This is a genomic window from Reyranella sp. CPCC 100927 (genome assembly GCF_007859315.1).
GTDB lineage: Bacteria > Pseudomonadota > Alphaproteobacteria > Reyranellales > Reyranellaceae > Vineibacter.
Map to the genome: position 1 here is coordinate 73,706 of NZ_VOHA01000016.1, position 14,480 is coordinate 88,185.

General features: G+C 65.9%; 12 protein-coding genes and 1 tRNA gene. 5 read left to right on the forward strand and 8 right to left on the reverse strand.

Annotated features, from left to right (window positions below):
• Nucleotides 1-14: 14 nt before the first annotated feature.
• A complete protein-coding gene (locus tag FQU96_RS30385) occupies nt 15-395 on the reverse strand; it encodes a RidA family protein (protein WP_146545134.1) in 381 nt (126 codons plus the stop codon).
• Between the two features lie 154 nt (nt 396-549).
• Between FQU96_RS30385 and FQU96_RS30390 the strand changes: the two genes are divergently transcribed.
• Both FQU96_RS30390 and FQU96_RS30395 read left to right on the forward strand, forming a co-directional pair.
• A tRNA-Ala gene (locus tag FQU96_RS30390) sits at nt 550-625 on the forward strand.
• A gap of 109 nt (nt 626-734) precedes the next feature.
• Entirely contained in the window at nt 735-1,397 is a 663-nt protein-coding gene (locus tag FQU96_RS30395) for a hypothetical protein (protein WP_178130795.1), read from the forward strand.
• A 6-nt stretch (nt 1,398-1,403) separates the two neighbouring features.
• On the opposite strand, the gene FQU96_RS30400 is transcribed toward FQU96_RS30395, so the two are convergent.
• The 7 genes from FQU96_RS30400 to FQU96_RS30430 form a co-directional block, all read right to left on the reverse strand.
• Nucleotides 1,404-1,742 carry a hypothetical protein gene (locus FQU96_RS30400; protein WP_146545135.1) on the reverse strand — a complete coding sequence of 113 codons (339 nt, stop codon included), beginning with the start codon at nt 1,740-1,742 and terminating at the stop codon, nt 1,404-1,406.
• Nucleotides 1,743-1,943: 201 nt separating this feature from the next.
• The gene (locus tag FQU96_RS30405) at nt 1,944-4,586 is read right to left on the reverse strand and encodes an ATP-binding protein (protein ID WP_146545136.1); all 2,643 of its coding nucleotides are present in this window, start codon (nt 4,584-4,586) and stop codon (nt 1,944-1,946) included.
• A gap of 57 nt (nt 4,587-4,643) precedes the next feature.
• Nucleotides 4,644-5,654: a response regulator gene (locus tag FQU96_RS30410; RefSeq protein WP_178130796.1), complete on the reverse strand. Its 1,011-nt coding sequence runs from the start codon at nt 5,652-5,654 to the stop codon at nt 4,644-4,646.
• A gap of 32 nt (nt 5,655-5,686) precedes the next feature.
• On the reverse strand, nt 5,687-6,379 hold the full coding sequence (locus FQU96_RS30415) for a tetratricopeptide repeat protein (protein WP_146545138.1): 693 nt from the start codon (nt 6,377-6,379) through the stop codon (nt 5,687-5,689).
• Between the two features lie 30 nt (nt 6,380-6,409).
• Nucleotides 6,410-8,023: a ShlB/FhaC/HecB family hemolysin secretion/activation protein gene (locus tag FQU96_RS30420; protein ID WP_178130797.1), complete on the reverse strand. Its 1,614-nt coding sequence runs from the start codon at nt 8,021-8,023 to the stop codon at nt 6,410-6,412.
• A 271-nt stretch (nt 8,024-8,294) separates the two neighbouring features.
• The gene (locus FQU96_RS30425; RefSeq protein WP_146545140.1) at nt 8,295-9,632 is read right to left on the reverse strand and encodes a hypothetical protein; all 1,338 of its coding nucleotides are present in this window, start codon (nt 9,630-9,632) and stop codon (nt 8,295-8,297) included.
• 431 nt (nt 9,633-10,063) lie between these two features.
• Complete coding sequence (locus FQU96_RS30430; RefSeq protein ID WP_218574939.1) at nt 10,064-11,062, reverse strand: hypothetical protein; 999 nt, start codon at nt 11,060-11,062, stop codon at nt 10,064-10,066.
• Nucleotides 11,063-11,445: 383 nt separating this feature from the next.
• Between FQU96_RS30430 and FQU96_RS30435 the strand changes: the two genes are divergently transcribed.
• The 3 genes from FQU96_RS30435 to FQU96_RS30445 are packed head-to-tail and all read left to right on the forward strand — an operon-like array spanning nt 11,446 to nt 14,466.
• On the forward strand, nt 11,446-12,507 hold the full coding sequence (locus FQU96_RS30435; protein ID WP_146545142.1) for a cyclopropane-fatty-acyl-phospholipid synthase family protein: 1,062 nt from the start codon (nt 11,446-11,448) through the stop codon (nt 12,505-12,507).
• Nucleotides 12,508-12,522: 15 nt separating this feature from the next.
• Complete coding sequence (locus tag FQU96_RS30440; RefSeq protein ID WP_146545143.1) at nt 12,523-13,653, forward strand: succinylglutamate desuccinylase/aspartoacylase family protein; 1,131 nt, start codon at nt 12,523-12,525, stop codon at nt 13,651-13,653.
• 39 nt (nt 13,654-13,692) lie between these two features.
• Nucleotides 13,693-14,466 carry a class I SAM-dependent methyltransferase gene (locus FQU96_RS30445; protein WP_146545144.1) on the forward strand — a complete coding sequence of 258 codons (774 nt, stop codon included), beginning with the start codon at nt 13,693-13,695 and terminating at the stop codon, nt 14,464-14,466.
• Nucleotides 14,467-14,480: the final 14 nt, after the last annotated feature.

Sequence of the window (14,480 nt, forward strand, 5' to 3'; positions counted from 1 at the left end):
AGCGCCGAGGGCGCTCAGAGGGTTGCAACGGCTTCGATCTCGACCCGTGCATCACGCGGCAGCCGCGCGACCTGCACAGTGCTGCGCGCCGGTGCCGGATCGGGAAAATAGCCGGCGTAGACGCCGTTCATGGCCTGGAATTCGCCCATGTCGGCGAGAAACACCGTGGTCTTGACGATCTTCCCCAGGTCACTGCCGGCAGCCTGCAATACCGCCTGCAGGTTGCGGATAACCTGGTGCGTCTGCGCCTCGACCGTATCGCCGGCGAACTGCCCCGTCTTGGGGTCGAGCGCGATCTGCCCGGAGCAATACACCATGCCTCCGGCAACGATCGCCTGGGAATACGGACCCAGCGCGGCCGGCGCCGCTTCGGACTGCACTTTTTGTCTGCTCATGGAACCCCTCGACCGACGGCAGAAACTGACATGAGCCCATGCTCGGAGGCAAGCGCCAGCGCGTGCGGAAGCATGTTTTCTGCGCACGGCTGCGGCCCCGACTTCCTTGACTTCGGCGGTCCCCGTCACCATTATCCGCGCCGTTTTCGGGCGGGGGGCTGTAGCTCAGCTGGGAGAGCGCCTCGTTCGCAATGAGGAGGTCAGGGGTTCGATCCCCCTCAGCTCCACCATCCGACCGAAAACAACGACAACGGCGCCCCCAGGGGCGCCGTTTGTCTTTATGCACCACCAGCTGTTGTGCCATTGAGCCGCGGCCCCGATCCAACGCAGGATGACGGCATGCGTGTCCGACCACCCACGGCCGAACGGCTTGGCCTCTCTCCCGCCCAGTACAGAACCCTCAGGGGCCTGCGCACACCGGAGCGGATCCAGGATTTTGTCACGGCGCTGCCGACAAACTTCGAACTGAAGGGCGACACAGCCCTATCCGTGCGCGAAACCCTGCGGCAAGGCCATGCCCATTGCCTGGAGGGCGCTTTCGTGGCCGCCTGTGCCTTGTGGCTGGCGGGCGAGCCGCCGCTGCTGATGGATCTGCAGGCCGACGCCACCGACGACGACCATGTTGTGGCAGTCTTTCGCCGCGGCGGTGCCTGGGGCGCCATTTCGAAGAGCAACCATGTCTGGCTGCGCTGGCGCGACCCGATCCATCGCTCGCTGCGCGAACTGGCACTGACCTATTTTCACGAGTACGTACTGAAGGACCGCAAGACACTGCGGACCTATTCGCGGCCCTACGACCTGCGCCGGCTCGCCCCAAACCTATGGGTGGGCCGCGACGACAATTGCTTCGATGTCGCTGAATGGGTCGACGACAGCCGCCACTATCCGCTGATTACAGCGGCGCAAGCACGCCACCTGCGGCGGCGCGACACCATGGAGGTCAAAGCCGGGCGGCTGCTCGAGTACGCTGCGCCCAATGCGCGCAGCGCCGTGAAATACTGAGACGCGTCAGCGGGTCTTGCTCTGCCTGGTCGGTGCCTGCTGCGGCGCGAAGCGCGCCTGGCACTGATGCGTGACCTTGTTCACCCGCTGGACGGCTTCTGAATTGTTGTTCTTGTTCGCCAAGTCCTTCTCGGCCTGCATCGCGACTTCCAGCGGAACGCTCGCCTGGACCTCCTGCACGATGCAGGTGCAGTAAGGCGCACAAACACCCTGGCGATCTTTGTACAAGGCGTTGGACTGGCATGAACTCACGCATGAGTTCATCCACTGATTGGCAAACTGCGACGGATAGGGCTGCTGTGCCTGAACCACGCCTGCGGTGGCGATCGCCAGCGCAAGCGCCATCGGGACTGACCAGACTGACCTCATCAGGGTCCTCCTCGGTTGCCAATTCTCGGCATGGAAACGCTCAGGTTCAATCGTGTCCTGAGTGTGTCAACGCCGGATCCCCGCCCCGCGTTCCCGCCGGATCGCACGTCACGTCCAGAATTATCCCGAAACGCGGGCGGTGACCGTGTTCCATCCTATTACAGGATGGCGTCCGCACTAGTCGTTTCTGCCCGGCAGCAGGATCGTGAAGATGGCTCCGGCGTCGCTGTTGCGGGCGGCGATCGATCCGCCCATGTCGCGCACGATTCCAAACGCGATGGAAAGTCCCAGGCCCATGCCCTGACCCGGTGTTTTCGTCGTGAAGAACGGCTCGAACACACGCGACAACGCCTGGGCGTCGATACCGCCGCCGTTATCGGCGATGGCGATCTCCAGGCCGGAGTCGTCTTGCCGGCGCGCCGTGATTTCAACCCATCGCGAGGGCGGCGGCTGATCGATGTCGATCGATGACGGGTGGCGCGCCAGCAGCGCATCGCGTGCATTGAGCAGCACGTTGACGAAAACCTGCTCCAGCGACGGCCGATAGCCGAACGCCTCCAGCGGCCCGTCATCGAATGTCTGGCGAACCACGATGCCATCGGCCCGCATGCGGTGGCCGCAGATCACCAGGGCGCCGGCGACGGCATCACGGATGTCGAAGGCCTCGCCGTCGCCCGACGGACCGCGGCCGAACACCCGCATATGGTCGATGATGCGCGCTGCCCGCACGGCCTGGGCCGCGATCCGCTCGGCCCGGGCATGCAGGTAGTCACGTGCGTCCTCGGGCAGATCGGTCCGCTGCAAGCGGTGCTGCAGGTTTTCGGCGGCCAGGCTGATGGCGTTGAGCGGCTGGTTCAGCTCATGCGCCATGCCGGTGGCCATCTCCCCTAGGGTGACGAGCTTGGACGACTGCAGCAGCCGCAGCTCGGCCTCGCGACGCTCATGGATGTCGAGCCAGACGCCGATCACCTCGCGGCTGTGCCCCGCCGCCTCCTTCACCAGCGCCAGCTGCTCGTAGACCCAGCGCCAGCTGCCATCGCCGCAGCGCACGCGCCGCTCGGCCAGCAGCCCGCCGGTCGCGACCAGCACCTGCAACTCCGCCGCACTCAGCGCCGTCGTGGGATCGATGATCGCTTCCCACGCCTGGCGCGTGGTGATCGAACCCGGCGGGTGACCGAACTGCTGCTCCAGGGTCTGGTTGTGCGATGCCAACGACCACTGCAGGTCCGCCGCCAGCCGCAAGGTGAAGAGGACAATGGGCGCCTGGCGGACCAGCCGCTCGGCGCGTTCCTGGCGCGTGCGCGCATCGTGAGTCTGAGCGCGCAGCGCGGCACCGGCCTCCAGGAACTGGTGCGACATCCGGTCGAGTTCCGTGATGCGGGTCGGCGGCGGTGGCGCGCCGATCTCGGCCATCGACCGCGATACCGAGTCCGCCACGCCGGTCAACGACCGCGTCAGGCCCCAGCCCAACATCGAGGCGGCAATGCCACCCAGCACGCAGATCGCCGCCCCCGCCAGGAGCGCCCGCAGACCCTGGTCCAGCGCCTGGGCCTGCAGGGCGACGGGAATCTGGGCCAGCCGCAGGGTCCACGGCAAGGTTGAATCGATTGTTACATCTGCAACAAAAACGCGTGACGACCACGGCCGCGCAAAAGAGCCGTTCCCCGCCAATGCACTGCCCGACGTCTGCTGCAGGCCGGGTGTACCGACCGCTTCGAGAGTCTCGCCGTTGCGGGTACGGACTTCCAGCGCGGTGCCGTGCTCAAGCGGCGTCGAGCGCAGCAGATCACCGATCGCCGTCGACCACACCGTACCGGCAACAAGACCGAGATATTCGCCGGCGTTGGCGATCGGCACCAGGGTTGTGATGCGGGTCGCGCCACCGCTGGACGATGGTGTCGCCAGAATCACCGGTGCCGTGAACGGGCCGCGCGGCCAGCCGCGCTGATCGATATCGGTGCCGCCGTTGGCCGGCGGCCAGCGATCGACGACCCGACCGGAGGCCATCACCAACAGCACCTCGGACAGCTGCCACTGTGCCAACGCATCGGCGTGGGCATTCAACAGCGCCAAACCGGGACGCGGCAGACCACGGTAACCGAGGTACTCCTCCAGGCTGATCTGACCCGCATGCCGCAGCGTCGTGCGCATGCCGTCCCACCATCCGCGCACGACATTGCCGGTGCGTGCGGCCATGAGCTGGGTGGTCCGTTCGGCTTCCGCGATATAGCGGCTATGGCTCTGCGCGGCGTCCAGCGCCACGAGCACGACCACCGGGATGATGGTCAGCGGCAGCAGAAAAGCGCGGACGGTTTCCTGCACCGTGAGCTGGGTGGTGGTGCGCCCGTGGCTGGGCAACAGGCGTTCGGCCAACGCCGCCAGGGCCGCGCAGGCGATGCCGTTGAGGGCGTAGTTGAGCGCTACATAGGCCGCCACGCGCGGCGGCAGATCGAGCAGGCCGGCAAAGATGCCCCACAGCGCCGGCAACCCGAGCAGCAGCCAGAAAGCGCCGGCCGCCGGCGGCAGGCCCCACCCCCAGCGCCGCAGCAGCCAGACACCGCCGACCGCGGCGAGGGGAATGGCGGCCAATACCGGCGGGTTGCCGGTCAGGATCCAGCTTGCCGACAGACACAACGCGCTCACCAGCGCGAAGCGGTGTCCGTGGACCAGGAAGACGAGATAGACCAGCGACAGGCCGAGCAGGATGCGAAACTCGCCGGCGGACGGCACGAACCAGTCGATGAAGGCCGCCAGAAGGCCCGCCGCGATCGCAGCATCGATGGGCGATGCCAGGCGCTTGCGGATCCACCCTTCCCACACGGTGGTTTCATGACGCTGTGCAGTCGATGACGATAACGGCACGGGATGTCTTCAACGCTAAGCGCGGTTCATCTTGGCGCCGTCGCGTTCCACCTGCTCCAGGTAGGCCGAAAGACGCTCGATGCCACTGTCCGTCAGGCTCACGATCACACGCCGACGATCAACCGGATCGTCCTCGCGCCGCACCAGTCCCGAGGCAATCAATTGCTCGACCCGCCGCAACGCCGTCGTGGTCGGCAAGCCCGAGACCACGCAGAGGCTGGTGAGATAGGTCTGCTTGTTTTCAATATGCGCCAGCATCAGTTCGAGCAGCATGTCCCAGCTGGGGTCGAGCAGAACGCTGCTGCGGAAAATCCGCGCACGAACACGGTGCTCGCGCAGCATGGAACGGATCCGGTCGGGTCTCTCCGGCGGCCGCGCGTCCGATGCCTGCGTCCCCGGCGCGCCTTCGGTCGCCACGGGTTCCACGTTGGCTTCGCCGACCAGCAAGCGATTGAGCGTCGCGTTGATGCGCGACAACGTGTTCTGCAGTTCGGAGTAGCGCTTGCGGATGTCGGCTTGCTCGGAGCTCTGTTCGCGCGCGCCCATGCAGCGGTCCATCGCCCGGCGCACGGTCCCCACGAGGTCGGCACGTGTCACCGGCTTGCTCAGGAAATCGCTGGCGTGCAAACGCAGCGCACGGATCGCCGTATCCATCGTGCCGTGACCCGTCAGCACGATGATCTGCGGCTTGGCCGCATCGGGCTGCAGTTCGGCCAACAGCCGTTCGATGAGCTGCAGTCCATCCAGTTCAGGCATCCGAACGTCGGTCACGACCACGCCGATCTCCGGATTGGCGCCGAAGAGCCTGAGCGCTGCCGTGCCGCTGGGCGCGCGCAGAACCGCAAAGCCCTCCTCGCTCAGCGTCGTGGCCATCTCCTCAAGCAGATCCGCCTCGTCGTCGACGATCAACACGCTGGGCGGTGTCTGCGGCCCCTTGCGCAGATCACCACGGACCGACGGGTACGCTGGCCGTCGCGGCGCGTTGCCGCCTGCTGTCGCTGTCAGGGCTGGCTCAGTTTCCGGCATGGCCGATGCTTCCATTCTCAGCGTTTCCCGTCTCAGCGCTGCGCCGACTGCGACTGCCACGCCCGCGCCGCGCGCTCACCCTCGGCAACCTGGGCCGGCGTGAGTTCCTGGCGGAGCTTGGCCAGCAGCGAGCGGGCACCATCGAGCTGGCTGGAGCTCAGGAAGGTCCACTTGTAGGCTTCGACCGGATCCTTCGGCAGCCCGTCGCCCAGGTAGTGGGCCGAAGCGAGCTTCAGCTGAGCCACGGCATAGTTCTGATTGGCGGCCTGACGATAGAAATCGAGCGCGCGCCCCTTGTCCGGCGTCACGCCGATGCCGTTGGCATACGCATCGCCCAGTGTCGTCTGAGCAAAGAACGAGCCCTGATCGGCGCTGGCCTTGAGCCACACCAGACCTTTGCGGGTGTCCTTCGACACACCGTCACCGGCCATGTAGAGCATGCCGATGGCGTACTGGGCGTAGCTGTGACCGGCATTGGCCGCCTTTTCGAACCAGTAGGCCGCCTGCTTGACGTCACGCGCCACGCCCGAGCCTTCAAGGCACATGGTCGCCGCCATCACCTGGGCGAACTTGTCGCCCTCGCGCGCAGCGGAGTCGAACTCCTTGTAGGCCACGGCGTAGTTGCCCGCCTTGTATGCCGTCATCCCTTCGTTGAAGCCGGCTTGTGCTGGCACGCCGAACAGCATGGCGGAGGCCAGACCAATCGCGATTAAAGTATGCCTCACGGTAAAATCTCCCCAATGCTCAAAAACCGATTAAAAAGATGCCCCCAAACGTACAAACACTTCCCAGTTGCGCTGACTGCCGCCCTGGTTGCTGACGCGTCCGGCCAGTGGCTTGGCAGCCTCGATCTCGCCGCTGAACCTGTCGAAAATCTTGATGCGGATGCCGCCGCCCGCCGATGCGCCCTGGTTGAAGAACGGCTTGTTCACGCGGCTGCTGACCCACAAGCGCCCATAGTCGGCGAAGGCGTAGAAGTAATGGTCCAGCCACTCGCGCGGTATGAAATCGATCGGCGCCCGCCAGCGGATCTCGCCAGAGACGGCGAAGCCGTGATCGCCGACGGTTTCGAGAGTGGTAAAGGGCCGGCCATAGTCGCGGCCACCGAAGCCGAACACCTCGGCGTTGGGAACGGTCCCGGTCGCGACCTGGCCGGTGGCTTTCGTCACCAGGTTGAAATCGGGATTGCCGAACAGCGGCTGCGTGCGCTCGACGTTGAGCGTGAATTTCTGGAAGCCGGCATTCGCTTTCAACCTGCCCTTGGCCCGGGCATCGAAGACATCCAGGCCGATGCTAGCCTGCGCCGTGGCGTTCAAGATGCCGTCCAGCGAATCCTTGGTGGCGTAGACGACGCCGACGCGCGCCACCCGCAGCGAGTCGCCAGGCAGATGGAACCCTTCGATCTTGTAGTTCACGTTGACATAGTCGAGCGCCGCGAACGCCGTCATGTTCTCGGCAACGGCGCGAATGACGGGGTAGCGATACTGGATGCGGGCGTAGAACGATTCGCCCCGGAAATCGATGCGGGTGCCGTTGAAAACCGTCTTGGGCCGCTGCTGTACATACTGAACGATGGCATCGAAGCGGTCACCTTCGTCGGTGATCGGCTCGGAATGACGGAAGTCGAACAGGTGCAGGGTTTTCCACGGCGTGGCGAACAGCCAGCGCGCCTCGGTGGATTCGCCCCATCCCAACACGGAGTTGGCGATCGCACCCAGCCGGAAGTTCAGGCCGTTGCCGGGCACGTTCTGATAGTTGTCGATCTGGCCGATGCCCTGCAGGTAGGTGATCTTCGGCTGCACGATCAGCTTCAGCGCGCCGAGCTTGCCGCTGCCGTCCGGCTGCACGTCGGCGTCGATCTTGACGCCGGGAATCTCGTTGGCGATCAGCAGATAGCGCTCCAGCGCGGAGCGACGGACCGGCCGCTTGTCGCGCAGATTGCCCAGGATACCGCCGATCCTGCCGGTGACTCCGGCGCTGGCTTGCGGTCCGGCGAATTCGATGGTCGAGATGTAGCCCTCGACGACGACGATGCGAACAGTACCGTCAGCGAAGTCCTGGTTGGGCAGGAGCACGTTGTAGAAAACGTATCCGGCCTCTTCATACTTGCGCGAGATGCTGTCGATGGCCTGGCCCAGGTCGCCGAGCGTCACGGTCTTGTTGACCACGCCGGAGAACAGGTCCTGCAGGTCGGCAGCCTGGAAGCCGGTGACGCCTTCCAGGACCACCTTGCGCACCGTGATGGAGCGGCCGGCGATCGCCGGATCAATGGTGAAGCCGGGGCGGGTCTTGGGGACAGCCACGTCCCGCCGCGGTGTTGTCGGATCGACGCCCTGGATCTCGCGACCGACCCTCGAAGGATCGAGCACGGTGCCTTGGCTCCAGGAAACCGACGGATACATGAGGACGACCCCCAAAGACAGCCGGAACAAGTATTCCGAAAACTTCGATCCCAACATTTTTCAGCTTCGACTTTTGCGCATCGCGTTGAGGATGCGGTGACCCAAGGACCGGATACTCAAGCCCCCAGATCAAGCCTACTGATGGTGCCCTGAGCGGGCACGAGGGAGTTGCAAACAGCGTCCGTCTTGGACCTAACGGTTGGTCCTATTTGGACCAACCGTTGCTGTCATTTGCCGTCTAGCGACGACCGCCACCGAGGATGCCACCCAAGAGGCCGCCACCCGAGTTGCCGCCCGACGTGCTGCCCGAGCCACCACCCAGGATGCCGCCGAGCAAGCCGCCGTTGCCGCCGCTCGTGTTGCCACCGCTGGTGCCACCAGTAACGCCACCCAGAACACCACCGAGGATGCCGCCACCACCGCCGGAGGTACCGCCGGTCGTGCCACCGCTGGTGCCGCCGCCCGTGACGCCACCCAGCACGCCGCCGAGGATACCGCCGCCGCTCGTGCCACCACTCGTGCCGCCGCTGGTGCCGCCACCGCCGAGGATGCCGCCCAGGACGCCGCCGCTGGTGCCACCACTGGTACCGCCGCCACCGAGGACGCCGCCCAGAAGACCACCGCCGGCGCCGCTCGTACCGCCGCTGGTGCCACCACCGCCGAGGATGCCGCCCAGAAGGCCGCCACCTGCGCCGCTGGTACCACCGCCGCCGAGAACGCCACCCAGCAAGCCGCCATTGGCACCGCCACCCGAACCGCCGCCCAGCAGGCCGCCGAGCACGCCCGTCAGAACCGGATTGGCACCGACGTTCAGCGTGTTGCCGGTCACGCTACCCAGTTGCTGCAGCAGGGGCAGGTTGTTGGGGGTGCCGGCCGTGCTCAGCAGTGGCTGCAGCACCGGGTTGAGCACGCCACCCAAGAGGGGCTGCAGCGCTGGCGTATTCACCAGGCTGGAGACCTGCGCCAACACCGGGCCGGTCAGCGGGCCGGTCAGACCGTTGACGCCGATCGTCGGCGACAGGATCTGGCCCGTGCTGGCGAGGACCGGCGTCAGCAGACCACCGGTGCCCAGCAGCGGGTTGATGCTGAGGGTGCCGACGCGCTGGAACGTTGCCGCCAGCGAGTCGCCCAGGCCGCTGACGGCCGTACCGGTACGATCAACCGCGGTACCCAGAACGACAACCGAACCACCGAGTGGAGACGGCAGGCCGGCGCCCAGGCCGGCTACGGTGCCGCCCAGGACGGACAGCGTATCGCCGGTCAGCTTGACGACGCCCTGCGTCAGACCACCGGCCGTGCCCGTAATAGTCGGCAGCAGGACAAGCCCGGTGCCACCGATCCCGCCGGGGCCACCCGTTCCGCCGTTTCCACCATTACCGCCATTGCCACCATTACCACCGGCGCCACCATTTGCCCCATTACCACCGGCGCCGTTGCCACCACCATTGCCGCCATTACTTCCATCTTTGCCGGTTGAAGTAGTGGTTATACTTTTGTCTTTGTCGGTACAACCGACGGCGAGTGCAACAAGTGCTGCCCCAAGTGCCGCCGCCCGCAATATCTCTCGAGCGTGCATATTAAATTCCTTTGTGAAAAATCGGGCTTACTTCCCGATATTTCAAAGTAATCTTCACTCACTCAGTGCGTCAACGACACCCGGAAACTTTCGTTTTCACTTTTGGCAGCAATTCCTGCCGCCATTGAAATCATTCCCGGAGGTACACGTACCTATGGTTGTTCCGCTTACGGTTCGAATTCCATCCGGATCCGGTGGGATTGGAATGAATCCAGAAGCGCGACAAACCCTCCCCTGAGCAACAAATGCCGTTTCGCTGGTCTGCTGACCGACGTACGCGGCGAGACTTAACCCAGATCACTCTCCCCAACGGAAAAGTCCGAGAGCCTCATGGAAGCTCTCGGACCTGACGCTTCTACTGGAGGCCATCGGCCCCCTTGAGAGATCGGGAGAGGTCGCGACTGGCGGCCTCTCCCGCGACGGGGCGTGGGCTAGCGCAGGAGGCCGCCCAGCAGGCCGCCGTTGTTGCCGCTGCCCGAGCCACCGCCCAGCAAGCCACCGAGCAGCCCACCGTTGCTGTTGTTGCCCTGGCCACTGCTGGCATTGCCGCCGCCGAGGACGCCGTTGAGCAGGCCGCCGCCGCCGGACCCACCGCCCAGTACGCCGTTCAGCAGACCGCCGTTACCCTGGCCGCCGCCACCCAGCACGCCGTTCAGCAACCCACCGCCGCTGCTGCCGCCGCCCAGGACGCCATTCAGCAAGCCGCCATTGCTGCCGGACCCGCCGCCCAGCACGCCGTTCAGCAGGCCACCGTTACCGCCGCCGCCACCCAGCACGCCATTCAGCAGGCCGCCGTTGTTGCCGGAACCGCCGCCGAGCAGACCGCCCAGGATATTGCCCAGCAGCGGTGTGGATCCGGCATTGAGGCCGGCCAGGATCGGCAAGTGGTTGGCCGTGACGTTCGTGCTCAACAACGGCGCCAGGACCGGATTGAGCACGGGCTGCAGCGCCGACAGCAGCGACTGCGAATTGACGACATTGGCAACCTGCACCAGCAGCGGACCGGTGACCGGGCCCGTGACGCCCGCAACACCGATCGCCGGCGCCAGGACCTGGCCGACGCTGGTCAGGATCGGGGTCAGCAGACCGCCGGTTCCCAGCAGCGGATTGATGCTCAGGGTACCGACGCGGGTGAACATGCCGGCGAGGTTGTCGCCCAAGCCCGACACGCCCTTGCCGGTGCGATCGACGGCGACGCCCAGAACGATCACCGAGCCGCCGACCGGCTGCGGCAAGGCCTGGCCGAGCGTCGTGACCGTGCCACCCAGGATCGACAGCGAATCGCCCGTCATCTTGACGATACCCTGCGTCAGGCCGCCCGCCGTGTTGGCGACCGTCGGCAACAAGGCGAAGCCTGTGTTGTTCGGCGGCGGGTTGTTGGGTGGCGGATTGTTCGGCGGCGGCTCGTTCTTGCTGCCGCTCGTCGTCAAAGACACATCATTGCCGTTACAGCCGCCTGCGAGCGCAAGGAGCGCAGCAAGGGCTGTAGCCCGTAGAATTCCTCGAACTCGCATGATCAAATCCCTCGCGAACGTCGAGCCTCAATCTCGACATTATTTAGCTAGTACTCACCATTACTGTGCGTCAACAAATGAACGAATCTATCGTTCTCGACCACGGCGACAAATCAATCCACAAATGAACCGGTCATCCGGAATGTCGCCAAGTAAATCGTGCTGAAGTCGGTATCATTTCATTCCGGATCCGGTGAGATCGGTACTTGTTCAGCGCCCCGATCCAGGCATTCGCGACGCTTGACGCCGTCCACGAGCCGCCTACGGTGCCATGGTCGCCGGCATCGCACGAGGTCTCCATGGTCGCGCCGCCTTCATCTGTCGCAGCACCGGCAGAGCGGACCGCCGAGCAGCAGTCCGCTCTGGTGTGGTCTTACATCAAGGGCTTTCATGCGACCCATCTGATGGGAACAGGCATCGACGCCGGCCTGTTTGCCGCCATCGACCAGCGCGGCGCCGCCAGCGCGGCCGAGATTGCCGTGGCGCTGGGACTGCATGCGCCGTACGTCACCACATGGTGCCGCACGGCGTGCGCCTATGAGCTGCTGGACGCCGAGGGGCCGGAGACGTTCCGGCTGGCACCCTTCATGCGCGAGATCCTGGTGACGGCCAGCGACCCGCGCCATATCGGTGCCTACGTGACTGTGATGCAGCGCTACGGCGGGCCCGACCTTGCCGACCACGCGCGTCTGTATCGCGACGGCGGTGTTTTCACCTTCCAACAGCATGGTCGCGATTTTTCCGATCTGATCGCGGCTACCACCGGCGGCCTGCAGACATTCGTCGCACGACGGATACTGCCCGCCGTCCCGGGCGTGCGCGCAAGTCTCGAGGCCGGCTGCCGCCTACTGGATGTCGGCTGCGGCGCCGGCGGCCTGATGATGCGCATCGTCCAGGCATGGCCCAACGTCCGTTGCCACGGCGTCGACGTCGATGCGCACGGAATAGCGGCCGCACGCACGCACATCGCCGGCACCGGTCTTGCCGATCGCATCACGGTGGCGCACATCGGTGGCGAGACCGCGCAGGAGGAGAATGCCTTCGACGTCGCGACCATGTTCGAGGTGCTGCACGAAATTCCGCTGGAACACCGCAACGGCGCGATGGCGCAGACATTCCGCGCCCTCAAACCCGGCGGCCTCTTCTTCATCCTCGACGAAACCTACCCATCCACGCACGCCGATCTGCGGCGCCCGGAATACACCTTCTCGGTTCAGACCGCTTACAATGAGCTGACATGGGGCAACGTCGTGCCGACACGCGAGGTTCAGGAAGACCTGCTGCAGGGCGCCGGCTTTCGCGATATCGATCGCACCATGGTGGCCGGTATGTTCACGGTGTTGACGGCCCGCAAACCCTGACGCCGTCCGACACCCATGGCCCACACCGAACGCATCGCGCTGCCGTCACCGACACCGGGAACCGAGCGGCACCTTGTCGTGCACCGTTTCGGCGCACCGGGTGCGCGGCCCAAGGTCTGGCTGCAGGCCGCCCTGCATGCCGACGAACTGCCCGGCATCCTGGTGCTGCGCCATCTGACGGAACGCCTGGCGCGCGCCGACCGGGACGGCAGGATCGCCGGCGAGATCGCCGTCGTGCCGTTCGCCAACCCGATCGGGCTGGCCCAACATGTCGGCGGCTATCTTGTCGGTCGCTATGCGCTGGACGGCGCCGGCAACTTCAATCGCGCTTTCCTCGAGCTGCGGGCGCCGCTGGCGGATGCCGTCAAGGATCGCCTGACCGGCGACGCGAACGACAACGTCGCGCTCATCCGCAGCGCTGCCGCTCACCTGCTGGAGCGGCGCCGTGCACTGGATGAAAGCGAGGTGCTGAAGCTGACATTGCAGCGTCACGCCATCGACGCCGACATTGCGCTCGATCTTCACTGCGACGACCAGGCGGCCCTGCACCTGTACGTCGTGCCGCAACAGGCGTCGGCGCTCCATGACCTTGCGGCACGCCTGGGTGCCACCGCCGTGCTCACCGCCGCCGACTCGGGTGATGTGCCCTTCGACGAGTGCCTGAGCCGCCCGTGGCGGCATCTGGCCGAGGCCTATCCCGACAAGCCGATTCCGTCCGACGGCTGCCTCGCGGCCACAATCGAATTGCGCGGCAAGACCGACATCGACGACAGCACCGCGGCGCGCGATGCCGGCGCGCTGTTCGATTGGCTGCAGAGCCGTGGCATCATCGCAGGCACAGCGCCGCCAGCGCCCGCCGCGCTCTGCGAACCCACGCCCCTGGACGGCGTCGATGTCGTCAAAGCGCCGCATGGCGGCCTGTGGGTGCCCGCGGTCGCTCCCGGCCATCGGGTGGCAGTGGGTGATACTCTCGGCACCCTCATATCGCCGGCGCATCAGGGCAGCGACGTCGCACTGCGCACGCGTGTCGCCGGCGTCCTGTTTGCCCGGTCGAGTCCCGGCCTGGTGCGGCCCGGCGATCGCGTCGCCAAGATCGCGGGGGCCGAGCCATTGCCCGACCGCACCGGCAATCTTCTGGGTGATTGATCTCTTCCCGCCCGCGGCGCCATTGACTACATGTGCGCCATGTCCTCCATCCACAAAGCTGCTTCGACGGGCTATGCAACGGCGGCCCAAACCTATGTCACCGGACGGCCGGACTATCCGCCGCAATGCGACACCTGGCTGCGCGAAACCGTGGGGCTGGGTCACGGCAAGACGGTACTGGATCTCGGCGCCGGCACCGGCAAGTTCCTGCCCTATCTGCGCCGCACCGGCGCCCGGGTACTCGCGGTGGAGCCGGTCGACCAGATGCGCACGCGCATCGCGCAGGAGAACCCCGACGTACAGGCCCTGGCCGGCACCGCAAGCGCCATTCCTTTGCCCGATGCCGCACTCGATGCCGTCGTCTGCGCCCAGTCATTTCACTGGTTCGCCACGACCGAAGCTGTCGCCGAAATCCGCCGCGTGCTGGCGCCCAGCGGCGTGCTGGGCCTGATCTGGAACGTCCGCGACGAGACGGTGCCGTGGGTGGCGGCCCTGTCGGCGCTCACCGATCCGCTCGAAGGCGGCGCACCGCGCTACCGCACCGGTCAGTGGCGCCGCGCCCTGGTCACGGACGGGCTGTCGTTCCTCGGCGAGCAACACGCCCGCAACACTCATGTGGGCACGCCCGAGCAGGTGATTGTCGATCGTACACTGTCGGTCAGCTTCATCGCCGCCTTGCCGTCCGACGGCAAGGCCGACGTGGCGCGGCGCGTACGGGCTCTCATTGCGGCAACGCCCGAACTCGCCCGAACGCAGGAAGTTGCCTTCCCCTACGACACCGCAATGTTCGCCTATCGCAAGGTCGGCGGATGAGCATGCGATAGCTG